General features: G+C 62.4%; 22 protein-coding genes and 2 tRNA genes. 9 read left to right on the plus strand and 15 right to left on the minus strand.

Going from position 1 to position 23,520, the window contains the following annotated elements:
- Positions 1 to 95: 95 nt before the first annotated feature.
- The 3 genes from ahpF to DBO86_RS21540 form a co-directional block, all read right to left on the minus strand.
- Positions 96 to 1,652: an alkyl hydroperoxide reductase subunit F gene (gene ahpF / locus DBO86_RS21530; protein ID WP_108234786.1), complete on the minus strand. Its 1,557-nt coding sequence runs from the start codon at positions 1,650 to 1,652 to the stop codon at positions 96 to 98.
- Positions 1,653 to 1,805: 153 nt separating this feature from the next.
- Positions 1,806 to 2,369: an alkyl hydroperoxide reductase subunit C gene (ahpC, locus tag DBO86_RS21535; protein ID WP_108234787.1), complete on the minus strand. Its 564-nt coding sequence runs from the start codon at positions 2,367 to 2,369 to the stop codon at positions 1,806 to 1,808.
- 155 nt (positions 2,370 to 2,524) lie between these two features.
- Positions 2,525 to 3,487, minus strand: coding sequence for a zinc-binding dehydrogenase (locus DBO86_RS21540; protein ID WP_108234788.1), 963 nt, complete (start codon positions 3,485 to 3,487; stop codon positions 2,525 to 2,527).
- A 128-nt stretch (positions 3,488 to 3,615) separates the two neighbouring features.
- On the opposite strand from DBO86_RS21540, the gene DBO86_RS21545 reads away from it, so the two are divergent.
- On the plus strand, positions 3,616 to 5,697 hold the full coding sequence (locus DBO86_RS21545; RefSeq protein WP_108234855.1) for a carboxy terminal-processing peptidase: 2,082 nt from the start codon (positions 3,616 to 3,618) through the stop codon (positions 5,695 to 5,697).
- Between the two features lie 98 nt (positions 5,698 to 5,795).
- Entirely contained in the window at positions 5,796 to 7,550 is a 1,755-nt protein-coding gene (locus DBO86_RS21550; RefSeq protein WP_108234789.1) for a bifunctional diguanylate cyclase/phosphodiesterase, read from the plus strand.
- On the opposite strand, the gene DBO86_RS21555 is transcribed toward DBO86_RS21550, so the two are convergent.
- The 7 genes from DBO86_RS21555 to DBO86_RS21585 all read right to left on the minus strand — a co-directional run bounded on the left by DBO86_RS21555 (position 7,539) and on the right by DBO86_RS21585 (position 10,717).
- Positions 7,539 to 8,012, minus strand: a complete 474-nt coding sequence (locus tag DBO86_RS21555; RefSeq protein ID WP_039964442.1) for an SEL1-like repeat protein — start codon at positions 8,010 to 8,012, stop codon at positions 7,539 to 7,541. The genes DBO86_RS21550 and DBO86_RS21555 overlap by 12 nt on opposite strands.
- On the minus strand, positions 8,005 to 8,370 hold the full coding sequence (locus DBO86_RS21560; RefSeq protein WP_004423571.1) for a hypothetical protein: 366 nt from the start codon (positions 8,368 to 8,370) through the stop codon (positions 8,005 to 8,007). The genes DBO86_RS21555 and DBO86_RS21560 overlap by 8 nt, the downstream gene beginning before the upstream one ends.
- Positions 8,367 to 8,693 (minus strand): helix-turn-helix transcriptional regulator, encoded by a 327-nt coding sequence (locus DBO86_RS21565; protein ID WP_108234790.1) that lies wholly within the window; start codon positions 8,691 to 8,693, stop codon positions 8,367 to 8,369. The genes DBO86_RS21560 and DBO86_RS21565 overlap by 4 nt, the downstream gene beginning before the upstream one ends.
- Positions 8,694 to 8,890: 197 nt before the next feature.
- Positions 8,891 to 9,310: a YkvA family protein gene (locus DBO86_RS21570; RefSeq protein WP_104727760.1), complete on the minus strand. Its 420-nt coding sequence runs from the start codon at positions 9,308 to 9,310 to the stop codon at positions 8,891 to 8,893.
- A gap of 335 nt (positions 9,311 to 9,645) precedes the next feature.
- Positions 9,646 to 10,362, minus strand: coding sequence for a BamJ family beta-barrel-assembly machinery protein (gene bamJ / locus DBO86_RS21575; protein ID WP_108234791.1), 717 nt, complete (start codon positions 10,360 to 10,362; stop codon positions 9,646 to 9,648).
- Positions 10,363 to 10,549: 187 nt separating this feature from the next.
- Positions 10,550 to 10,626: transfer RNA gene (locus DBO86_RS21580), tRNA-Asp, on the minus strand.
- A 15-nt stretch (positions 10,627 to 10,641) separates the two neighbouring features.
- Positions 10,642 to 10,717: transfer RNA gene (locus DBO86_RS21585), tRNA-Val, on the minus strand.
- A gap of 303 nt (positions 10,718 to 11,020) precedes the next feature.
- Between DBO86_RS21585 and rdgC the strand changes: the two genes are divergently transcribed.
- Entirely contained in the window at positions 11,021 to 11,941 is a 921-nt protein-coding gene (rdgC, locus tag DBO86_RS21590; protein WP_024307295.1) for a recombination-associated protein RdgC, read from the plus strand.
- Between the two features lie 208 nt (positions 11,942 to 12,149).
- Here rdgC and edd read toward each other — a convergent pair whose 3' ends face one another.
- Positions 12,150 to 13,973: a phosphogluconate dehydratase gene (gene edd, locus DBO86_RS21595; RefSeq protein WP_108234792.1), complete on the minus strand. Its 1,824-nt coding sequence runs from the start codon at positions 13,971 to 13,973 to the stop codon at positions 12,150 to 12,152.
- A gap of 130 nt (positions 13,974 to 14,103) precedes the next feature.
- On the opposite strand from edd, the gene gap reads away from it, so the two are divergent.
- A complete protein-coding gene (gene gap, locus DBO86_RS21600) occupies positions 14,104 to 15,105 on the plus strand; it encodes a type I glyceraldehyde-3-phosphate dehydrogenase (RefSeq protein ID WP_108234793.1) in 1,002 nt (333 codons plus the stop codon).
- 13 nt (positions 15,106 to 15,118) lie between these two features.
- A complete protein-coding gene (locus DBO86_RS21605) occupies positions 15,119 to 15,583 on the plus strand; it encodes a methylglyoxal synthase (RefSeq protein ID WP_017677924.1) in 465 nt (154 codons plus the stop codon).
- Here DBO86_RS21605 and arfB read toward each other — a convergent pair.
- Entirely contained in the window at positions 15,580 to 15,993 is a 414-nt protein-coding gene (arfB, locus tag DBO86_RS21610; protein ID WP_074859981.1) for an alternative ribosome rescue aminoacyl-tRNA hydrolase ArfB, read from the minus strand. The two genes, DBO86_RS21605 and arfB, sit on opposite strands and share 4 nt — an antisense overlap.
- A 130-nt stretch (positions 15,994 to 16,123) precedes the next feature.
- On the opposite strand from arfB, the gene DBO86_RS21615 reads away from it, so the two are divergent.
- Positions 16,124 to 17,188 carry a metal-dependent hydrolase gene (locus DBO86_RS21615; protein ID WP_108234794.1) on the plus strand — a complete coding sequence of 355 codons (1,065 nt, stop codon included), beginning with the start codon at positions 16,124 to 16,126 and terminating at the stop codon, positions 17,186 to 17,188.
- Positions 17,189 to 17,234: 46 nt separating this feature from the next.
- A complete protein-coding gene (locus tag DBO86_RS21620; protein WP_108234795.1) occupies positions 17,235 to 19,070 on the plus strand; it encodes an ABC transporter ATP-binding protein in 1,836 nt (611 codons plus the stop codon).
- Between the two features lie 15 nt (positions 19,071 to 19,085).
- On the opposite strand, the gene DBO86_RS21625 is transcribed toward DBO86_RS21620, so the two are convergent.
- Positions 19,086 to 20,411, minus strand: a complete 1,326-nt coding sequence (locus DBO86_RS21625) for a DEAD/DEAH box helicase (RefSeq protein ID WP_108234796.1) — start codon at positions 20,409 to 20,411, stop codon at positions 19,086 to 19,088.
- 199 nt (positions 20,412 to 20,610) lie between these two features.
- Here DBO86_RS21625 and DBO86_RS21630 point away from each other — a divergent pair, with 199 nt between their 5' ends.
- Both DBO86_RS21630 and DBO86_RS21635 read left to right on the plus strand, forming a co-directional pair.
- The gene (locus DBO86_RS21630) at positions 20,611 to 21,015 is read left to right on the plus strand and encodes an anti-virulence regulator CigR family protein (RefSeq protein ID WP_021488368.1); all 405 of its coding nucleotides are present in this window, start codon (positions 20,611 to 20,613) and stop codon (positions 21,013 to 21,015) included.
- A gap of 99 nt (positions 21,016 to 21,114) precedes the next feature.
- Positions 21,115 to 21,693: a dihydrofolate reductase family protein gene (locus DBO86_RS21635; RefSeq protein WP_108234856.1), complete on the plus strand. Its 579-nt coding sequence runs from the start codon at positions 21,115 to 21,117 to the stop codon at positions 21,691 to 21,693.
- Here DBO86_RS21635 and rarD read toward each other — a convergent pair.
- Positions 21,680 to 22,585 carry an EamA family transporter RarD gene (gene rarD, locus DBO86_RS21640; RefSeq protein ID WP_108234797.1) on the minus strand — a complete coding sequence of 302 codons (906 nt, stop codon included), beginning with the start codon at positions 22,583 to 22,585 and terminating at the stop codon, positions 21,680 to 21,682. The genes DBO86_RS21635 and rarD overlap by 14 nt on opposite strands.
- On the minus strand, positions 22,585 to 23,457 hold the full coding sequence (locus DBO86_RS21645; RefSeq protein WP_108234798.1) for a carboxylate/amino acid/amine transporter: 873 nt from the start codon (positions 23,455 to 23,457) through the stop codon (positions 22,585 to 22,587). Before DBO86_RS21645 ends, rarD begins: the two co-directional genes overlap by 1 nt.
- Positions 23,458 to 23,520 lie beyond the last annotated feature (63 nt).

The following is a 23,520-nucleotide window of genomic DNA, read 5'->3' on the forward strand; positions in this document are numbered from 1 at the left end:
ATGGAAGCAGGATGCCCGAGCCGAAAGCACCTCCCACGGCGCACGAATGAAAAGACCACCCCTAAGGGTGGCCTTTTCATTTCTACCGCAACCGATCAGCTATGACGGATCAGGTGATCGAAGGCAGAGAGCGATGCCTTGGCACCTTCGCCTACGGCAATCACGATCTGCTTGTAGGGCACAGTGGTCACGTCACCGGCGGCGAACACGCCGGGGATGTTGGTGGCGCCCTTGGCGTCGACGATGATCTCGCCGAAGCGGTTGAGTTCCACCGTGCCTTTCAGCCAGTCGCTGTTGGGCAGCAGACCGATCTGCACGAAGATGCCTTCCAGCTCGACGGTGTGCAGCTCCTCGGTAGTGCGATCCTTGTACACCAGGCCGTTGACCTTCTGACCGTCGCCCTTGACCTCGGTGGTCTGCGCGCTCTTGATCACGGTCACGTTGGGCAAGCTATAGAGCTTCTTCTGCAGCACGGCGTCGGCACGCAGGGTGTCGGCGAACTCCAGCAGGGTCACGTGGGCGACGATGCCGGCCAGGTCGATGGCTGCCTCGACGCCGGAGTTACCGCCGCCGATCACCGCCACACGCTTGCCCTTGAACAGCGGGCCGTCGCAGTGCGGGCAGAAGCACACGCCCTTGGCCTTGTATTCCTGCTCGCCAGGTACACCCATCTCGCGCCAGCGGGCGCCAGTGGAGAGGATCACGGTCTTGGCCTTGAGGGTCGCGCCGTTCTCGAACTTCACTTCGTGCAGGCCGCCTTCGCTGCTGGCCGGCACCAGAGCCGAAGCGCGCTGCAGGTTCATCACGTCGACTTCGTATTCCTTGACGTGTTCCTCCAGAGCACGCACCAGTTTCGGGCCTTCGGTTTCCTTGACCGAGATAAAGTTCTCGATGGCCATGGTGTCCAGCACCTGACCGCCGAAGCGCTCGGCGGCAATGGCAGTACGGATACCTTTACGCGCGGCGTAGATCGCAGCAGAAGCACCCGCCGGTCCACCGCCGACTACCAGTACATCGAAGGCATCCTTGGCGCTCATCTTCTCAGCGTCGCGGTTGGCAGCGCCGGTGTCGATCTTGGCAAGGATTTCCTTCACTTCCATACGGCCGGAAGCGAACACCTCGCCGTTCAGGTAGACGCTCGGTACGGCCATTATCTGGCGGCGCTCGACTTCTTCCTGGAACAGCGCGCCGTCGATCGACACGTTGCGGATATTGGGGTTGAGCACGGCCATCAGGTTCAGCGCCTGGACCACGTCCGGGCAGTTCTGGCAGGACAGCGAGAAGTAGGTTTCGAACTCGAAACGGCCTTCGATGCTCTTGATCTGCTCGATGGTTTCCGCGTCCAGCTTGGACGGGTGGCCGCCGACCTGCAGCAGGGCCAGCACCAGCGAGGTGAACTCGTGGCCCATGGGGATACCGGCGAAGACAACGCCGGTGTCTTCACCCGGACGATTCAGGGCGAAGGACGGACGGCGGGCATCGTTGCCGTCGGTCTTCAGGGTGATCTTGTCAGTCAGGCTGACGATGTCGTTGAGCAGTCCGAGCAGCTCTTGCGATTTTTCGCCGTCATCGAGGGAGGCAACGATCTCGAACGGCAGGCTCACCCTTTCCAGGTAGGCCTTCAATTGGTCTTTAAGATTGGCATCCAACATGACGGGAGTCATCCTCTAGCGAATTTCAGATATAAAAACGCCCGGGCGGATTGCGCCCGGGCGTTCGGGCACCTGAGGAAGCCCTGTAGGACTTCTTGAGGCGGAAAACGGGATGGAGTGCAGCGCTTAACGCTGCAAATCCATGTTCGTTTTTTAGATCTTGCCGACCAGGTCCAGGGACGGAGCCAGGGTCTTCTCGCCTTCCTTCCACTTGGCCGGGCAGACTTCACCCGGGTGAGCGGCGGTGTACTGGGCGGCCTTCAGCTTGCGCAGGGTCTCGCCGACGTCGCGGGCGATCTCGTTGGAGTGGATTTCCACGGTCTTGATCACGCCTTCCGGGTTGATCACGAAGGTGCCGCGCAGGGCCAGACCTTCTTCGTCGATGTGCACGTCGAAGGCACGGGTCAGCTGATGGGTCGGATCGCCGATCAGCGGGAACTGAGCCTTGCCAACAGCCGGCGAAGTTTCGTGCCAGACCTTGTGCGAGAAGTGAGTGTCGGTGGTCACGATGTAGACCTCGGCACCGGCCTTCTGGAACTCGGCGTAGTTGTTGGCAGCGTCTTCGATTTCGGTCGGGCAGTTGAAGGTGAAGGCAGCCGGCATGAAGATCAGCACGGACCACTTGCCCTTCAAGGACTGCTCGGTGACTTCGATGAACTCGCCAGCGTGGAAAGCGTTGACTTTGAACGGTTGTACCTGAGTGTTGATGAGGGACATCTCTGACTCCTTCTGAGGTTTCTGTGAGGGTTTGAAATTTACAGGGCGTATCTTAGCGACCTAACGAAAAAAAGCTTATTGATTACGGCCATGATATTGATTGAATGAGCCAATCGTTGACCAAGCCCGCGCCAGGCGCGGGCTAGAGCTACTGCTCAGACAAGATCGGGATCGATAAGCAGCGCGATTTTACCCGCAACCTGATTACCGGCGAGTGTCTCGAATGCCGCTTCACTGTCTTTGAGGGCAAAACTGCGCTCGAGTTGCGGCTTTAACCGCCCCTCGGCAAACAGCGGCCAGACCTGTTGCTGCAGATCATGCAACAGGTCGGCCTTGAACGAGTCGTCGCGATTGCGCAGGGTCGAGCCGATCAGTTGAACGCGCTTGCCCAGCACCAGGGCCAGGTCCAGGGTGGCCTCGCGTCCGCCCATCAAACCAATATTGATCCAACGACCATCACGGGCCAGCAATTCCAGGTTGAGCGCCGCGTACTGCCCGCCAACCGGATCGAGAATCACATCGAACGGTCCGAAATCACGCAGCGCTTGCAGGTCTTCGCCGCGCAGGGCACCGCCCTGGGCACCGAGCGCTTCGCAGTAGGCCAACCGCTCGGCAGAGCCGACGCTGACCCAGCAAGGGCTGCCGAATGCCTTGCACAGCTGGATAGCAGCCGAGCCGACACCGCTGGCGCCGGCATGCAGCAGGACCTTCTCACCGGGGCGCAGGGCTCCGAGCTGGAACAGATTGAGCCAGGCGGTGGCATAGACCTCGGGCACCACAGCCGCCTCGACCAGACTCAAGCCTTCTGGCACCGGCATGGCGTGGCGAGCATCGAGCACCACCTCTTCGGCCATGCCACCACCGGCAAGCAGACAGCAGACGCGATCCCCCACCTGCCAGGTGCTGCCGGCGCCGACTTCAACAACTACCCCGGCGCACTCCAGGCCCAGCGCCTGGCTCGCACCAGGCGGCGGCGGATAAAGCCCGGCGCGCTGCAACAGGTCAGCCCGGTTGAGCCCAGCGGCAGCCACCTTGACCCGAATCTGCCCCGCGTCACAGGTCTGCGCCGGTTGTTCCAGCCACTCTGCACGCCCTTCAACGCCTTGCAATGCCTTCATGCTGCCTCCATAGTGCAAGTGAACCGAGCCCAGCGCCGACCGCCGGGCTTTCGCCTAGCGCCAACGGAACCTGGCGCCCTCAAATACGGCCTAATATGCGTTATCAACTGCCACTACGTCGAATCAGCATGAAGCGATCTCTTGCAAGCACCGCCCTCGCCCTCGTACTCGGCTTCAGTGCCCTGCCGCTGGCGGCCAAGACCACCGCAGCGACCAGTTGGGACTATCTGCAGCCGGATCGCGAGCAGGTGATCGCCAGCCTCAACGTAGTGGAGCTGCTGCGCCGCCATCACTACAACAAGCCGCCGCTGAACGACGAACGCTCGATTCAGATCTATGACAACTACCTGAAGTTGCTCGATCCATCGCGCAGCTATTTCACTGCCGCTGACATCGCCGAATTCAACCAGTGGCGCACCCGCTTCGATGATCTGCTGAAAAGCGGCGACCTCGAACCCGGCTTCACCATCTTTCGCCGCCACCTGACCCGCACGGAAGAGCGCCTGAACTATGCGTTGGCGGAACTGGGCAAGGGCGTCGACAAGATCGATTTCAGCATCGATGAAGAGCTGCAGGTCGATCGCGAGAAAGCGCCCTGGGCCAAAGACCGCGCTGAACTCGATGAACTGTGGCGCAAGCGTGTCAAAGACGAAGTGCTGCGGCTGAAGATCGCCGGCAAGGAAACCAAGGACATCCAGGAACTGCTGACCAAGCGCTACAAGAACCAGTTGGCGCGCCTCAAGCAGACCCGTGGCGAGGACGTGTTCCAGACCTACATCAACGCCTTCGCCACCACCTACGACCCGCACACCACTTATCTGTCACCGGATAATGCGGAAAACTTCGACATCAACATGAGCCTGTCGCTCGAAGGCATCGGCGCCGTCCTGCAAAGCGACAACGAGCATGTCAAGGTGGTGCGCCTGGTGCCTGCCGGCCCAGCTGAAAAGAGCAAGCAGATCGCACCGGCCGACAAGATCGTCGGCGTCGCCCAGGGCAATGATGAAATGGTCGACGTGATCGGCTGGCGCCTGGACGAAGTGGTCAAGCTGATTCGCGGCCCGAAAGGTTCCACCGTGCGCCTGGAAGTGATTCCGGCCAGCAATCCGCCCAGCGACCAGACCAGCAAGGTGGTCACCATCACCCGCGAAGCAGTCAAGCTGGAAGAGCAAGCTGCCAAGAAGAAGGTTCTGGAGCTCAAGCACGAGGGGCGTGATTACAAGCTCGGCGTCATCGAACTGCCGGCCTTCTACCTCGACTTCAAGGCCTTCCGCGCTGGCGACCCGAACTACAAGAGCACCACCCGTGACGTCAAACGCCTGCTCGACGAGCTGCAGGCCGAGAAGGTCGACGGCGTGGTCATCGACCTGCGCAACAACGGCGGTGGCTCGCTGCAGGAAGCCACCGAACTGATCAGCCTGTTCATCGAACAGGGCCCCACTGTACTGGTGCGCAACGCCGACGGCCGTGTCGACGTACTCGCCGACGAGAACAAGGGCGTTTACTACAGCGGCCCACTGGCCGTGCTGGTCAACCGCCTGTCCGCCTCGGCCTCGGAAATTTTCGCCGGCGCCATGCAGGATTATCACCGCGCACTGATTCTCGGCGGCCAGACCTTCGGCAAGGGCACGGTGCAAACTATCCAGCCGCTCAATCACGGCGAGCTGAAACTGACCCTGGCCAAGTTCTATCGCGTGTCCGGGCAGAGCACCCAGCACCAGGGCGTGACCCCGGACATCACCTACCCGGATGTCATGGACACCAAGGACATCGGCGAAAGCGCACTGCCCGCTGCCCTGCCCTGGGACAGCATCCGCCCGGCGATCACCCCCGAGCTTGACCCGATCAAACCGTTCCTGAGCGAGCTCAAGGCCCGTCATGAGCAGCGCACCGCCCAGGATCCGGACTTCGTCTTCACCCGTGAGCGCCTGACCCTGGCCAAGAAGCTGATGGCCGAAACCACCGTCAGCCTCAACGAGCAGACCCGTCGTGCACGTCAGGCCGAAGTCGAAGCCAAGCAACTGGCACTGGAAAACAACCGCCGCCGGGCCAAGGGCGAAGAGCCACTCAAGGAACTGACCAAGGAAGACGAAGAGGCACTGCCAGTCGCCGATGAAAAGAGCACACCGGAAGACGATGCCTACCTGGCAGAGAGCGGACGCATCCTGCTCGACTACCTGGGCCTGAACCCCTCGCTGGCGCTGCATTGAGGCGCTTCAAGCAGCGTCATCAAATCGTCATCGAACTGTCGTGAAATAAAGGGCCGGTTAAACACCGGCCCTTTCGTTTCCGCCAGATCGAGAACAGCATGACCGTCACCGAGCAGTTGAGCGCACTGGGCAATATCCTCGCTCACGGCGACCTCAGCAGCATGTTTCAGCCTATCGTCTCGCTGTCCGAACAGCGCATTCTCGGCTACGAGGCCCTGACCCGCGGTCCCTCCAACAGTCCGCTGCATTCGCCATTGACGCTGTTCGCCGTGGCCCGCCATGCAGGTCGACTGAGCGAGCTGGAAATGGCCTGCCGCAAAAGCGCCTGCAAAGGCTTCAGTGATCTGGGCCTGGAAGGCAAGCTGTTTCTCAACGTCTCGCCGGAGTCGCTGCTCGACCCCAGCCACCAGCCCGGACGCACCCTGAAGCTGCTGCAAACCTTCGGCATCCCGCCCAGCCAGGTGGTGATCGAGCTCACCGAACAATCGCCCACCGAAGACTTCGCCCTGCTCGACAACGCGCTGCACCACTATCGCGCCATGGGCTTTTCCATCGCCCTGGATGATCTGGGTGCCGGCTACTCCAGCCTGCGCCTATGGTCGGAGCTGCGCCCGGATTACGTGAAGATCGACCGTCATTTCATCGACGGTATCCACCTGGACGCGGTGAAGCGGGAGTTCGTCGGCTCCATCCTGAAAATGGCCGAAGCGTCACGCGCGCAAGTAATAGCCGAAGGTATCGAACTGCCCGAGGAGCTGGCCGTGCTGACCGAAATGGGCGTCGACCTGGTGCAGGGCTACCTCCTCAGCAGACCGCAGGAGAAGCCCCCGCGCGAGGCACGCCAGTTGCTGCCCCAGATGCAGAGCAACCAGGCCAGTCTCAGCGAAGACAGCCATGACCTCAGTGCCTTGCTCAACGACCAACTCGCGGTCGATCAGCACACGGCCATCGCTGAAGTGCTGGATGTATTTCGCGCCCAGGCCAACCTCAACTCCCTGGCCGTACTGAACACGCAGCGCCAACCGGTCGGTATCGTCCACCGTCACTCGCTGTCCGAAGCGCTGCTCAAGCCCTTCGCCACCGATCTGTTCGCGCGCAAACCCATCAGTCGCCTGATGAGCCAGGACTTTCTCGCCGTGGAACTGACGCAGTCCCTGCAGAAGGTCAGTCGCCTGCTCACCAGCCGCGCGCGCCAGCGCATCGAGGAAGACTTCATCATCATCCAGAACGGCCGCTACCTGGGCCTGGGCCGGGTCATCGACGTGCTCAAGCTGATCACCGAACAGAAGCTGCAGCAGGCCCGACACGCCAATCCGCTTACGCTACTGCCGGGTAACGTACCTATCCAGCAGTGCCTTGGCCGCCTGCTGCAGCAGCAACGCGAAGCTGCGGTGTGCTACGTGGATCTCGACAGCTTCAAACCCTTCAACGACCTCTACGGCTATGCCAAGGGCGACGAGGTGCTGCTGTGCCTGGCGCAATGCCTGAACGACCGGGTCGATCCGGCCCGCGACTTCGTCGGGCATATCGGCGGTGACGACTTCATGCTGGTGCTCGGCTCACCAGACTGGCGCGAAAAGCTCGGCAAACTGATCGAGGATTTCCAGAATCAGTGCCGACGCTTTTACCGCGATGAGCATCTTCAGGCCGGCTGCTTCATTGCCCACAACCGCCACGGCCAGCGCCAGGAATATGCGCTGTTGTCACTGTCGATCGGCGTGGTGCATGTGAAAGCTGAAGATTGCGCGCAGCTCGATGCCTCACGCCTGGCCGAAATGGCTTCCGAAGCCAAGCGTCAGGCCAAGGCCGTGCCCGGTTACAGCCTACATATCCTCGCAGGCTCAGCGGCCTGAATCGGCCATGCCGGCATAGCGTTCGGCAGCCTGCGCATCAGCCTCCAGGCCGGGCGCGCCCTCACGATATAGCTGGCTGAGGCGACGAGCGGCCAGCGGATGGCCAGCCGCCAGCGCCATCTCCCACCAACGCACGGCCTGCATGGCATCCGCCGCCTGACGAGTATCAGCCTGCAGCGCCTGCACACCCAACTGATAAGCAGCCTTGCCGTCGCCGCCATTGGCCGCCAGGCGCAACAGCCTCAGCCCCTCCTCACGCGCGCCAAGCCCCTGGCCGCGAAACAGCAGAATATGGCCATAGAAACTCTGCGCCGGCACATCCCCCAGGTTGGCCATACGTCCGTACTGCCCCTGCATCCACTGCCACAGACGCGGCTGACGCAATGCCGCAGGCCAGTGGAAAAGACGCCGTGCCAGCCAGTAGCCAAGACGTGCGCGCAACATCCAGAGCCACCTAGACATCGGCGGGATAGTCGAACTCGAACACGCGAGCGACCTCCGAGGCATGCCAGGATGCCGCTGCCACGCCATCGCAAGCCCCGCTAAAGCGCCCGAGATGGGTCACGCAGTCGAAGAATCCCGTACGCGGCAGGCGACTGGCGCCCTGGCTGATGACCAGTGCGCTGCGCAGCGGACGCTCGGCACGCGCATCTAGTGCGGCCAAATGCTCCAGAGCAGCGGTGAGGGTTTGCATGGCTGGTGTTGGCAGGTCGAGCCGCTCGATCAACGCCCGGTAGGTGAGCAGGTGGCGCTGACGGCGCGCGTCGTCCAGCTCGGTCAACAAGGCCTGCCAATGTTGGCGGCTGATACGCACGCTCAAGACCAGCCCTCCAACCCCAGTTGCCACGCCAGCGAACGCATGATCGCGGCATCGGGCTGGCGTTCGCCGCTCTCGATCATCGCCAGATAATGTGGGCTGATGCCGACGCTGCGCGCCAGGCTCTCTGCCGTCAGGCCCTTGGCCTCACGCAGCCTGCGCAACTGATCGAGTCCGGGCCGCTGCTGCTCTGCCACTGGCTCAGCAGCGCTGGCTTGCGCGACCACCGGTTCGCGCCCGGCAGCGCGCAACAGAGCCTGATAATCGGCCCAGGGCAACACCGCGTACTCTGGCTCGCCATCACGGGCAATGATTTGCACAGTCATGAATCTCTCCGTTGGAAAGCAGGGCCGACGACCTCGACCCCTTCCTTGCAAACGGCCATCTTAACAGGCGCCCGACGACTGAGGCGCAAACCTGCGACCAAGATATCAGCGCCAGGCTGGTGCTGCGTGCGCCATCCTGCCTGCTTGATAGACGATTCGCAGAAGCGCTGGCATCAGTTGCGTTGCGCTTCCACCCCTTACTCCACAGGCAACTGCTCGATCAGGGCCAGGCGCTCGGGGCTCTGTGCCTCGCGCCAAGCCCTGAAGGCCTCCAGCTCGCCATGCCAGGTGCGCATGACCCAGGCCAGCACAGCCAGATCGTCGATGAAGCCAAGGCCAACCAGCCAGTCGGGAATGGCATCGAGCGGCGCGATGACATAGAGCAACGCCGCCACGATGGTCAACAACGCCTGCCGGCTGATCTGCCGGTACTCGCCCTTGAACCAGGCCAGGCTAAGGGCGCGAAGCAGTTGCAGGTCATCCCTGAATACAGCGAAGCGCTGCCCTTGAGGGGTACGCTTGTCACGCAGCGCATGCAACAGCTCCGGCAGCCGACCTTCACGCAGAAAACGAGCAGCCTGCGGCAGGTAGCGGAGCAATTTCCAGGGTGTTTTCATTCGCTCTCCTCGGCAAGCCAGGCGTTTTCTGGGCTTGCCTCGCTTACCCACAGAACCTGTGGATAACTCTGTGCAAAGACTTTCGACAAGCCTACCAAAGCCCCGTGGCATGGGGCCTTGGGTTAGATCGGATATTTTTTATACAGCATATAAAATTCAATAAAATCAACAAGTTGCATATTTCGAACAAGAGGCTTGCAAGTTTTTCACGAGCTTGTTAGGACCCTTTGCATGATGTGCATAAGCGTAACACTCAGGGCGCCTCGTAGCGGCTGAGCGCCCCCAGAAACGACAACGCCCCGTCAAGACGGGGCGTTGTACACCAGTACCGAGTGTTACTGCTCGGTCGGCTCGGCTGCCTGATCCTTGATGCCGATCAGTTCCAGATCGAACACCAGTACCGAGTTGGCCGGAATGGCTGGGGATGGGCTCTGCTCGCCGTAAGCCAGCTCGCTGGGGATGTACAGCTTGTACTTCTCACCGACGTGCATCAGTTGCAGGCCTTCGACCCAACCCGGGATCACGCCGCTAACCGGCAGATCGATGGGGCTGCCGCGAGCGACGGAGCTGTCGAACACGCTGCCGTCGGTCAGTTTGCCTTCGTAGTGAACGGTCACTACGTCGCTTTCCTTCGGCTGGGCACCGTCGGTTTTCTTGATCACTTCGTACTGCAGGCCAGAAGCGGTGGTGACCACGCCTTCGCGCTTACCGTTCTCTTCAAGGAATTTCTTGCCGGCTTCAGCGGCTTCCTTGTTCAGCTCAGTCATGCGCTCTTCAGCACGGTTCTGCAGGAAGGAGAAAGCCTCGATCATGTCTTCGTCCTTGATGCGCGGCTCCTTCTTCGCCAGCGCGTCCTCGATACCCTGAGCGACGGCCTTGGAATCCAGGTCATCCATGCCTTCCTCGGACAGACTACGGCCCATGTTCAGGCCAATGCCGTAGGAGGCTTTCTGCGCCGGGCTCTTGAGTTCGACTTCGCTGGTTTGCGAATCGCAACCGGCAAGCACCAGGCCCACCAGGGCAACCGCTGCCGCCAAACGATGCTGTTTCATGCTTGTTCCTTGTAGATGCGCCCGAAGGCCGTCGAGTGAAAGCGCGAGCTTAGCAGTACGCCGCAATCACTGGCTACGGCATAGGAGCCGAGCAATGTGCATAAGTTCAAGCGAACAAAGGATTTTTTCGAAGATTTCAGCGGATGCCGAAGAGTTGTCACAGGAGGGGATGAAGCGAGGAGAAGAATGGCGCAGCGGACGGGACTCGAACCCGCGACCCCCGGCGTGACAGGCCGGTATTCTAACCGACTGAACTACCGCTGCGCGTAACTGCGAGATTGGTGGGTGATGACGGGATCGAACCGCCGACCCTCTGCTTGTAAGGCAGATGCTCTCCCGGCTGAGCTAATCACCCTTCACTCTCGAAGTGGGCGCATTCTAGAGAGCGATCCAGGCCTTGGCAAGCCCTCTTCGCAAAAAAATTTACCGGCGCAGCAAGAACTTAGGCGAGACCTGCGAATTTCCTCAGCGGCTTGTTGTCAGGGTTGGCCTGAGCACGCCAGCGGAGAATAATGCGCGCTCTGTGCCGGCGGAGCGATCATGATCCTGTTGATGGCCCGCCACCTTCATCCGTCGCTGCGCGCCGGCTTTCCCCAACGGGAGAGCCCAAGGATGGCGCCACCCTGCGACTTCATCATCAATGGAGAGTCACCCGCTCATGTGGTTTCGTAACCTGCTGGTCTACCGCCTCACCCAGGACATTCCTTTCGACGCCGAAGCACTGGAGACCGCACTGGCCAGCAAGCCAGCACGTCCCTGCGCCAGCCAGGAGCTGACCACCTACGGTTTCACCGCCCCCTTCGGCAAAGGCGCCGATGCTCCGCTGGTGCATGTCAGCGGCGACTTCCTGCTGATCGGCGCACGCAAGGAAGAGCGCATCCTGCCGGGTTCGGTGGTGCGCGACGCGCTGAAAGAGAAGGTCGACGAAATCGAAAACACGCAGATGCGCAAGGTCTACAAGAAAGAGCGCGACCAGATCAAAGATGAGATCGTCCAGGCCTTCCTGCCGCGCGCCTTCATCCGCAAATCCGGCACCTTCGCCGCCATCGCGCCGAAACAGGGCCTGATCCTGGTCGACAGCGCCAGCGCCAAGAAGGCCGAAGATCTACTCTCAACCCTGCGTGAAGCCATCGGCTCGCTGCCGGTACGCCCGCTGTCGGTGAAGATCGCGCCGACCGCCACCCTCACCGACTGGCTGAAAACGCAGAAGGCCGCCGAAGGCTTCTACGTGCTCGACGAGTGCGAGCTGCGTGACACCCATGAGGACGGCGGCGTGGTGCGCTGCAAGCGCCAGGACCTGACCAGCGAGGAAATCCAGTTGCACCTGTCCACCGGCAAGCAGGTCACCCAACTGTCGCTGGCCTGGCAGGACAAGCTGTCCTTCGTGCTCGACGACAAGCTGACCATCAAGCGTCTGCGCTTCGAGGACGTGCTGCAGGAGCAGGCCGAGCAGGACGGCGGCGATGACGCCCTGGCTCAGCAGGACGCCAGCTTCATCCTGATGATGATGACCCTGGTGGAATTCCTGCCGGAGCTGTTCACCGCACTGGGCGGCGAAGAGATTCCGCAAGGTATCTGAAACGGTCCAAAGCAGGACGCAGGTCAGTAGGAGCGGCGCCCCGCCGCGAATCAGGGCGGGGCACGCTTAGTTGAAGCTTCGCCCCGAGGCGGGGCTCCTACGAAGAGCGGCTTTGCAGGCCTTGCGCAGCCTGGCGAGTAGCCCGGATGCAATCCGGGGCCATTGCACCAGCGATTCCCGGACTTCATCCGGGCTACTGGCGCCTGCTTCAGACCAGCGACTCGAGGCTCTCGGTAAAGGCACTGGCGCCCTGCTCCGCCGTGCTGAAGTTGTGGCGCATGAAGGCGAACAACTCGCGCCCGCAGCCACTGGCCGGAGCAGGCCGCGCCGCCGGCTGGCGCGAGGCGAACTCGGCCTCGTCGATCTGCAGCAGCAATTCTCCTGTCGTACCATCGAGGCGTATCAGATCGCCGTCACGCACCCGCGCCAGCGGCCCGCCATCGAAAGCCTCCGGGCATACATGAATGGCTGCCGGGATCTTGCCTGAGGCGCCTGACATGCGCCCATCGGTGACCAGCGCCACCTTGAAACCACGATCCTGCAGCACGCCCAGGTATGGCGTCATCTTGTGTAGCTCCGGCATACCGTTGCTGCGCGGCCCCTGAAAACGCACCACGGCGACAAAATCGCGCTCCAGCTTGCCGGCCTTGAAGGCTTCGACCAACTCCAGCTGATCCTCGAATACCAGAGCTGGCGCCTCCACCACCTGATGCTCGGGCGCCACCGCGGACACCTTCATCACCCCACGACCAAGGTTGCCCTGCATCAGGCGCAGGCCGCCTTCTGCCGAGAACGGCCGCGCCACGGGACGCAGCACGCTCTCCTCCAGGCTCTCGGTCGGCCCGTCACGCCAGACCAGCTTGCCGTCCTCGAGGAAGGGTTCACAGGTGTAGCGCGACAGGCCGCGGCCGGCCACGGTGTTGACCTCTTCATGTAGCAACCCGGCTTCGAGCAATTCGCGAATCAAGAAAGCCATGCCGCCTGCGGCCTGGAAGTGATTGATGTCGGCCTTGCCATTGGGATAGACGTGCGCGAGGGTCGGCACCACTTCGGACAGGTCGGCCATGTCCTGCCAGGTCAGCAGGATGCCGGCGGCGCGGGCGATGGCCGGCATATGCAGGGTATGGTTGGTGGAGCCGCCGGTGGCGTGCAGGGCAACGATGGAGTTGACCAGGCAGCGCTCGTCGACAATCTCGCCGATGGGCATGAAACTCCCGCTCTGCTTGGTCAGGCGCGTGACCTGCTGCGCAGCTTCACGGGTCAGCGCATCACGCAGCGGCGTGCCCGGATTGATGAAGGAAGCGCCTGGCAGGTGCAGGCCCATCACCTCCATCAGTAGCTGGTTGGTATTGGCGGTGCCATAGAAGGTGCAGGTACCTGGCCCGTGGTAAGCGGCCATTTCCGCCGCCAGCAGCTCGTCGCGGGTCGCCTTGCCCTCGGCGTAACGCTGACGCACGTCGGCCTTCTCCTTGTTGGACAGCCCCGAGGTCATCGGCCCTGCCGGCACGAACAGGGATGGCAGGTGACCGAAACGCAGCGCGCCCATCATCAGCCCTGGCACGATCTTGTCGCACACGCCCAGATACAGCGCCGCATCGAACATGTTGTGCGACAGCGCCACGGCGGTGGACATGGCGATCACCTCGCGACTGGCGATCCCAATCTCCATGCCCGGCTCACCCTGGGTCACACCATCGCACATGGCCGGCACACCACCGGCGAACTGCCCCACCGAACCCCGCTCACGCAGCGCCTGCTTAATCTGCTCGGGAAAGGTCTCGTAAGGCTGATGGGCCGACAACATGTCGTTATAGGCAGACACGATGGCCACGTTGGCCGCCTCCATCAGGCGCAGGGTCTGCTTGTCATGACCGCTGCAACCGGCGACGCCGTGAGCGAAGTTGGCGCACTGCAGCTTGCCCCGCTGCGGGCCTTCGCTGGCGGCGGCACGGATCATCTCCAGGTAGCGCTGGCGCGTGGCGCGGCTGCGCTGGACAAGACGTTCGGTCACTTCAACAACGCGGGGATGCATGGGGAATCTCCAGGCTAGCGACTAGCGCTTATTTGTATTTACAACAAAATACTGCCACTAAACGGGCTTGATTTCTAGAGAAACTGGAATAATCTTGTAATTACAACAACAAGTTGACGAGACCCTCACCATGACACTACGCATCGCCATCAATGGCTTCGGCCGTATCGGTCGCAACGTGCTACGCGCACTCTATACCCAGAATTATCGCCAGCACCTGCAGGTCGTGGCGATCAACGATCTGGGCGACAGCGCGATCAATGCCCACCTGTTGCAATATGACAGCGTCCACGGCCATTTCCCTGAAGAAGTTAAAGTGGACGGCGAAAGCCTGTGGATCAAGGGTGACCGCATCGCCGTCAGCGCCATTCGCAACCCGGCCGAGCTGCCGTGGAAAACCCATCAGGTCGATGTGGTGCTCGAATGCACCGGGCTGTTCACCGAACGCGACAAGGCCGCCGCACATCTTGCAGCCGGCGCGCGCAAGGTCTTGATCTCCGCGCCCGCCAAGGGTGCCGACGCCACCGTGGTGTATGGCGTCAACGAACAGGTGCTGACGCCGGACATGCAGATCATCTCCAACGCCTCCTGCACCACCAACTGCCTGGCGCCGGTGGCCCAGGTGCTGCAACGCGAATTGGGCATCGAGCAAGGCCTGATGACCACCATCCACGCCTACACCAACGACCAGAACCTGTCCGATGTGTACCACAGCGACCCGTACCGCGCGCGCTCGGCGACCCAATCGATGATCCCGACCAAAACCGGCGCCGCCGAAGCGGTCGGCCTGGTACTGCCGGAGCTGGCCGGCAAGCTTACCGGTATGGCCGTGCGGGTGCCGGTGATCAACGTGTCGCTGGTCGATCTGACTCTGCAGGTCAAGCGCGAAACCACTGCCGAGGAAGTCAATGCCCTGCTCAAGGCCGCCAGCGAGCGATCCCCGGTTCTCGGTTACAACGCTCTGCCGCTGGTGTCCTGCGACTTCAACCACAACCCGTTGTCATCGATCTTCGACGCCAACCACACCAAGGTCAGCGGCAAGCTGCTCAAGGTCATGGCCTGGTATGACAACGAGTGGGGCTTCTCCAACCGCATGCTGGACAACTGCCTGGTCCTGGCCCGCCTGCACTGAACAAGGAGGCTCGATGAGCCGTATCAGCTTCACTCATGCCCAATTGCCGGCGCGCAAGCGCATCGCCCTGGTGGCGCACGACCACTGCAAAGGCTTCCTGCTGGACTGGTGCGAACGTCAGCGCGACAAGCTGGCTCGCCATGAACTGGTGGCCACTGGCACCACCGGCCTGCTTTTGAGCAAGCGTCTGGATTTACCGGTGGAAAGCATGATCAGCGGCCCGCTGGGCGGCGACCAGCAGATCGGCGCGCGCATCGCCGAACAGCGCGTGGACATGCTGGTGTTCTTCTGGGACCCCTTCGAGCCACAGCCACACGACCCAGATATCAAGGCCCTACTGCGCGTGGCGGCGGTATGGAACATCCCGGTAGCCTGCAACGAGAGCAGCGCCGACTACATGCTCAGCAGCAGCCTGCTGGAACAGCAGCACGAGTACCGTATTCCCGACTACCAGGCTTATCTGGCAGCGCGCGGCTAAAAATCCACCTTGCCCCGCCCCGCCTTGATCGCGCCGCGCTTGCTCTTGCCGTCCAGGCGACGCTTCTTCGAGCCCAGGGTCGGTTTGGTCGGGCGGCGTTGCTTTTCCACCTTGCCGGCGCTGCGGATCAACTCGGCAAGGCGCTCCAGGGCATCGGCGCGATTCTGCTCCTGAGTGCGGTACTGCTGCGCCTTGATGATCACCACCCCGTCGGCGGTGATACGACTGTCGGCAAGCGTCAGCAGGCGCTCCTTGTAAAAGGGCGGCAACGATGAGGCCTGGCTGTCGAAACGCAGGTGCACGGCGCTGGACACCTTGTTGACGTTCTGCCCACCGGCGCCCTGGGCGCGGATGGCGGTCAGTTCGATTTCATCATCGGGAAGGTGAACACTGTTGGAGACGATCAGCATGGCCATGATTTCTTGAAAGGCATGGCATCAGAATACCCGCCGCAGCTGTAATCTTTGCTTGAAATTTCCCCACGGCATTCGCCGGTCACCTCGGCTAACGTAGCGGCCTGTCTTTTTTCGGAAGCACTCGATGGACTCCATAACCCAGGCGGTACTCGGCGCCAGCATCCAGGGCGCGCTGCTCGGTCGCTGGCAGGGGCGCAAGGCGCTGCTCTACGGCGCGATGCTCGCCACCGCTCCCGATCTGGACGTGGTCATGGAATACGGCGATGCCGTGGCCAACATGACCTACCATCGCGGTTTCAGCCACTCGCTGTTCGTTCTCAGCGGCTTTGCCCTGCTGCTGACCTGGCTGGCCAGGCGCTTTCGCCCTCACCCCGGTTACTCGGCCAATCGCCTGCTGCTAACGCTGTGGCTGGTGCTGATCACCCATCCCTTGCTGGATGCCTTCACCAGCTACGGTACCCAGCTGTTTTGGCCGCTGATGCCGACACCCACGGCCTGGTCCAGCCTGTTCATCATCGACCCGATGTATACCGTGCCACTGATCGCAGCGGTGGTGACCTGCCTGTTCACCGGCCTGCGCGAGCAGAGTTGGCGCGTACCGGCCGTGGCGCTGGCCGTATCGACGCTGTACATCGGCTTCAGCCTCGCCGGCAAATTCATGGCCGAGCAGCGCGTGGAGCGCGAGCTGGCGCGCCAGGGCATCCAGGCCGAACAGCTGTTCACTACGCCGACGCCATTCAACACCCTGCTATGGCGCGTCATCGTGCTCGATGGCGAGGACTACCACGAAGCCCTGGTCGGCTGGTTCGATAATAAGCCGCCGCAACTGCAACGCCTGCCGCGCGGCACACACCTGCGCGAGCAACTGACGGACTCGCCCATGCATCAGCGGCTGGAGTGGTTCAGCGGCGGCGTGCTGCGCTACGACCAGGTGGGTGAGCGTTTGATCGTCACCGATCTGCGCCTGGGCATGACCGGTTTTCACCCCTTCCGCTTCGACTTCGCCCACCTGCAGGACGGCCAATGGCAGGTGCACGAGCGCATCGACCGCCTGCCCTTCGAACGCGGCGAAGCCGAACATCTGGCCCTGCTGTTCAAGCGCATCTGGCAACCGCAGCTGGAGGTTCCACTGCTGGCCTGGGCCAGCGAGTTGCAGAAACCGCTTTTAACTGAGACTCGCTCGCACTGACAGCGTTACTATCGGCGTCCACTCCTATTGAGGCAGGACGCCTGCAATGCTGTTTCGCCGCTTCGAATCCCTGATCGACGTCTTCAAACCAAGCCCCGACGTCGCCCCGCCAACCGGCATGCTGCGCTTCTATGGCCACTACCTGAAACAGGTGTGGCCGCTGATGCTGGCAGTGCTGATCATCGGCTTCTTCGCCGCCCTGATCGAGGTCGCGCTGTTCAGCTTCCTCGGCCAGTTGATCGACATGGCCCAGGCCAGCACGGATGCCAGCAGCTTCTTCAGCGAGCACCAGAACGAGCTGCTGTGGATGCTGCTGGTGGCGCTGATCATCCGCCCCCTGGTGTTCGGCCTGCACAACCTGCTCACGCACCAGGCGGTCAATCCGGGCCTGACCAACCTGATTCGCTGGCAGAACCACCGCTACGTGCTCAAGCAGAGCCTGAGCTTCTTCCAGAACGACTTCGCCGGCCGCATCGCCCAGCGCGTGATGCAGACCGGCCCTTCGCTACGCGACTCGGCCATGCAGGTGATCGACGCGCTGTGGCATGTGGTGGTCTATGCCGGCAGCGCGCTGTACCTGTTCGCCGCCGCCGATCTGCGCCTGGTGGTGCCGCTGTCGTTGTGGATAGTCGGCTACAGCGCGGCGCTCTGGTACTTCGTGCCGCGCATCAAGGCGCGCTCGGCTGCCGCTTCCTCGGCGCGCTCGAAAGTTATGGGCCGGGTCGTCGATGGCTACAGCAACATCGCCACGCTCAAGCTGTTCGCCCACTCGCAGGAAGAGGAAAGCTACGCCCGCGAAGCCATGCAGGACCTGCTCGACAAGTTCCGCCTGCAGTCACGCACCATCACTGCCCTGGATTTTCTCATCACCTGCCTCAACGGCGTACTGATCGTCGGTACCGGTGCGCTGGCCCTGTGGCTGTGGAGCCAGTCGCTGATCACCACCGGCGCCATCGCCCTGGCGCTGGGCCTGGTGATCCGCATCAACAACATGGCCGAATGGATCATGTGGGTGGTCAACGGCATCTTCGAGAACGTCGGCACCGTGCAGGACGGCATGCAGAGCATCGTTCAGCCCCGCCAGGTGCTCGACCGCGCAAATGCCAAACCGCTGCAGGTAACGCAGGGCGGCGTGCGTTTCGAGGACATCCACTTCCACTACGGCAAGAAGGGCGGCGTGATCAGCGGCCTGGACATCGCCATTGCACCCGGCGAGAAAATCGGCCTGGTCGGCCCTTCCGGCGCCGGCAAGTCGACCCTGGTCAACCTGCTGCTGCGCCTGTACGACCTGGAAAGCGGACGCATCCTGATCGACGATCAGGACATCGCCACGGTGACTCAGGAAAGCCTGCGCGCCAACATCGGCGTGGTGACCCAGGACACCGCCCTGCTGCACCGTTCGATCCGTGACAACCTGCGCTACGGCAAACCCGGTGCCAGCGACGACGAGCTCTGGCAAGCAGTACGCAAGGCCCGCGCCGATGCCTTCATCCCCACCCTCGATGACAGCCAGGGCGGACGCGGCATGGATGCTCAGGTCGGTGAACGCGGCGTGAAGCTGTCCGGTGGTCAGCGTCAGCGCATTGCCATCGCCCGCGTGCTGCTCAAGGACGCGCCGATCCTGGTGCTGGACGAAGCCACCTCAGCACTGGACTCGGAAGTGGAGGCGGCCATTCAGGAAAGCCTGGACAGCCTGATGGAAGGCAAGACGGTGATCGCCATCGCCCACCGCCTGTCGACCATCGCACGGATGGATCGCCTGGTGGTGATCGACCAGGGGCAGGTCATCGAAACCGGCACCCACGCCGAGCTGATCGCCCACGGCGGTCTGTATGCGCGCCTGTGGCAGCATCAGACCGGTGGTTTCGTCGGGGTGGAGTAGAGTGAGGTCGCAGCCTTACTCCGCCGCCGGCTTCTTGCGCTTGAGCGGCGCGCTGCCATCGGCACTGACCAGCACAGAAGGCTTGCCAGCAGGACGCGGACCGGTCTTGCGCTTGGAGGCGGTGGCTTTCTTCGGATCTTTCTTCTCGGTCTTTTTCTTCTTGCTGCCAGCGGCCTTGCCGGACGCCTTGAGGTTCTTCGGCCCCTGGTACACGCCCTTGAGTTCCTTGATGGTACGCCGCTCGAAACGCTGCTTGAGGTAGCGCTCGATGCTCGACATCAGGTTCCAGTCGGTGTGACAGATCAGCGATACCGCCAGGCCTTCGCCACCGGCACGACCGGTACGACCGATACGGTGCACGTATTCGTCGCCGGAACGCGGCATGTCGAAGTTGATCACCAGATCCAGCCCTTCCACATCCAGGCCACGCGCGGCCACATCGGTGGCCACCAGCACCTTGACCGCGCCCTGGCGCAGGCGGTCGATGGCCAGCTTGCGGTCCTTCTGGTCCTTCTCGCCATGCAGCACGAAGGTCTTGACCCCGGCGGCGACCAATTTGCCGTAGAGACGGTCGGCCTGTACCCGGGTGTTGGTGAAGACGATGGCCTTGTCATAGGTTTCATTGGCCAGCAGCCAGTCAACCAGCTGTTCCTTGTGGTAGTTGTGGTCAGCCGTGATGATCTGCTGACGGGTACCTTCATTGAGCTGGCTGACGCTGTTGAGCATCAGGTGCTGCGGCTCCTTGAGCACCTTGGCGACCATCTCGCGCAGGCCATTGCCGCCGGTGGTGGCGGAAAACAGCAGGGTCTGGTGTGGGCCACAGGCCTCGGCCAGGCGCTGGGCGTCCTCGGCAAAGCCCATGTCGAGCATGCGGTCGGCTTCATCGAACACCAGCACCTCGACCTCATCCAGCGGCAGATTACCGGCGTTGGCATGCTCGATCAGCCGGCCCGGCGTACCGATCAGAATGTCGATCTTGCGCATCATCGCGGCCTGCACCTTGAAGTCCTCACCACCGGTAACCAGACCGGCCTTGAGGAAGGTGAACTGGGCGAAGCGCTCGACTTCCTTGAGCGTCTGCTGCGCCAGCTCACGGGTCGGCAGCAGAATCAGCGCACGAATGCTGAGGCGCTGCTTGGAGTTGCCATCGCCGAGCAGCCGATTGAGCAGCGGCAGGACGAAAGCGGCGGTCTTGCCACTGCCGGTCTGGGCGATCACCCGCAAGTCCTTGCCCTCCAGCGCAGGCGGAATCGCTGCCGCCTGCACCGGAGTCGGCTCGACGAAATTAAGCTCGGCCACGGCTTTGAGCAGGCGTTCATGCAGGGCGAATTGGGCAAACACGGGGGCACTACCTCAAAGAAATCGACAAAACGATGCATAGCCTAACGGTTTCCGCCGTCGGGGCCGAATTTCTTTGCAGGAAACTCGCATTCAGGCGACGACGGACGGCTGTCTGGAGTCGCTATCCGGCAGGAGCGGGCCGGAACCGAGAGCGCGCGCTGGATATCCAATCTGCATCACTACCCGAGAGCGCTGCCCCATGCCCATCAAACCCCAGACCACTCTCAGTATCGGCCTGTGCATCCTGTTGGCTGCATCGCCAGTGCTTGCCAACCCGCCTCCCGGCAAAGGCAAACCGGGCCAGCATGATGGCGTCCAGATCGATCTGCGCGGCCCGACCGTGGATGTTGGAAGGGTGCGCATCATCCTCGGCGACAATCGCCAGTTGATCGGCCCGACCTCCTCCCTGCCACCAGGCATCGCCAAGAACCTGGCCCGCGGCAAGCCGCTGCCACCGGGTATCGCCAAGAACTTCGACAGCCGCCTGATCTCGCGCCTGCCCTATTACGAGGGCTACGAATGGAAGCAAATCGGCCGTGACGTGGTGCTGGTCGCCATCGCAACCGGGATCGTCTACGAAATACTGCGTAACGTTCTCGACTGAGAGACTATCGCGCAGCCATCCGACAAGCGGTACGGCGCACGACGAACTTGTCTCGGCGGCGCCACTCCAATTTTCAGATGGCCCGCCCGAGGTGCAATGATGAACCCGTCACTGATCTATCACGTCACTTCGAGCCTCGATGGCTACATCGCTCGCCCCGATGGGCGCATCGACTGGTTCGACTCACTACGCCAGGCCGATGAAGAATATGCCTTTCAGTACTTTTACTCCGGCATCAACGCACTGCTGATGGGCCGAGGCACTTACGAGGCCCTCCTCAAGCGCGGCGGCCCATGGCCCTACCCCTGCAAACCCTGCGTGGTGCTGACTCGCCTCGCCCTGCCGCGCGCGGCTGACGAAATCCAGCTGACCCACTGCACGCCTGCTCAAGCCGTGGCGGCATTGAACGAAGCCGGCTTCCAGCGTATCTGGCTGGTCGGTGGCAGCCTGCTGGCGGGTAACTGCTACACCGCCGGGCTGATCGACGAGGTGGTGATCAACCTAGTGCCGCACCTGCTCGGCGCTGGCATCCCTCTTCTGGCCACGGGCATGGAACGCAGCCTGACCCTGAGCGACCAACGCCGCTTCAACAGCGGCACCCTGCAGGTGCACTATCGAGTGCAGAAGCAGGCCAATGTGCGCACGCAGATCCCCGCGCCGCGTATCAACGTGGCCTGATGCTCTCGCGCTGCTGCTTGCGCAGCAGCCGAGCGCTGTCCCAGCCAACCAGCAGCACAGCTCCCCAGATCGGCAGATAGGTCAGCCATTGCCCGCTGTCGAAGCGCTCGCCCAGCACCAGCAGCGCCACGGCGAACAACAGCACCGGCTCGACATAACTGAGAATGCCGAACAGCCCCAGCGGCAACAACCGGCTCGATGCCATGTAAGCGGCGAACGCCAGGGTGCCGATCAACGCCATCACAGGTACCAGCAGCCACAGCAAGGGACGATCGCTGAACGCCCCCACCGGCCCGTACGCGACGATCAGCCAGATCGCCAACGGTGCCAGCACCAGCATCTCCAGCACGAAACCGGACAACGCATCCAGGCGCATCCAGCGGCGCAGCATGAAATAAGGCGGGTAACCCAGCGCGGTGATCAGCGTCAGCCAGGAAAACGCCTGGGTACGCCACAACTCGTGCAGCACGCCGAGCATGGCGCAGGTCACCGCCAACTGCTGCAGCGGGCGCAGGCGCTCGCCGTAGAACAGTCGGCCGGTCAGCACCATCGCCAACGGCAGCAGGAAGTAGCCCATGGACACTTCCAGCATGTGCCCGGCCAATGGTGCCCAGAGAAACAGCCCCCACTGCACGCCGATCAGCGCCGCTGCCAGCGGGCAGGCTGCCAACAACAGCGGCTCGCGACGCAGACGCACGAAGCTCTCGCGCAGCAAGCTGGTCTGCCGCGCCAGCAGTACCAACAGCAAGACCAGGGGAATCGACCAGAGCACGCGCTGAGCGAATATCTGCACGCCATCGAGCGGCGTCAGCCACTGCACATAGCCCGGCAGCAGGGCAAACAGCATCGAAGCGCCAACCGATAGCGCCACACCCCGCCCGGACAGTTGCATCAGTGCACCTCGGCAGGCGTACGACGCGTGCGCCCCAGATTGACCAGCGGTAGCGAAGCGGCGATCACCACACCGCCCAGGGCCAGGCGCAGCAGGTCAGCGTCGTGATTCCAGATCAGCAGATTGACCAGCAAGCCGGCAGGCACCAGTGCATTGTTCATCACTGCCAGGGTGCCGCCATCGACCAGGCTGGCGCCTTTGTTCCACCAGTACAGTCCCAATCCGGACGCCGCCACACCAAGCCAGACCAGCACACTCCACTGCAGTGCGGTGCTCGGCAGTCGCTCGCCGTTGCCCAGCAGCAGGAAGGCCGGCAGCGCGATCAACAGCGCGCCCAGGTAGAAGAAACCAAAGCGCTTGTATTGTGGCTCGGTGGAGGGGTGTTTGAGCAGCAGATGCTTGTACAGCACCTGCCCGGCGGCGAAAGTGAAGTTGGCCACCTGCAGCAACAGGAAACCGAGCAAAAAGCCGCTGCTGATACCGTCGTAGCGGATGATCCCGGCGCCCAGCACCGCGACCAGAGCAGCGACCAGCGCCCAGGGGTTGAATCGACGATTGAGGACATCCTCGATCAGCGTCACATGCAGCGGCGTGAGGATGGTGAATAGCAGCACCTCCGGCACCGTGAGCACCGAGAAGCTCAGATACAGGCAGACGTAGGTGATGCCGAACTGCAGGGCGCCGATCAGCAGCATGCCGCGCACGAACGCCGGAGCATGACCGCGCCAACGGGTCAGCGGCACGAACAGCAAGCCGGCAATGACGATGCGCGTCAGCACCGCAAAATAGCTGTCGACCCGACCGGCCAGATACTCACCGATCAGGCTGAAGGAAAACGCCCACAACAGGGTCACTATCAGCAGATATCGCACAGCCACCTCCCAAGGAAGGCGGCGACCTTAGCGCGTTCCCCTGCGCCGGACAATCCATGCGCC

The organism is Ectopseudomonas oleovorans (assembly GCF_003052605.1).
In the GTDB taxonomy this organism is placed as follows: Bacteria; Pseudomonadota; Gammaproteobacteria; order Pseudomonadales; family Pseudomonadaceae; genus Aquipseudomonas; species Aquipseudomonas oleovorans_A.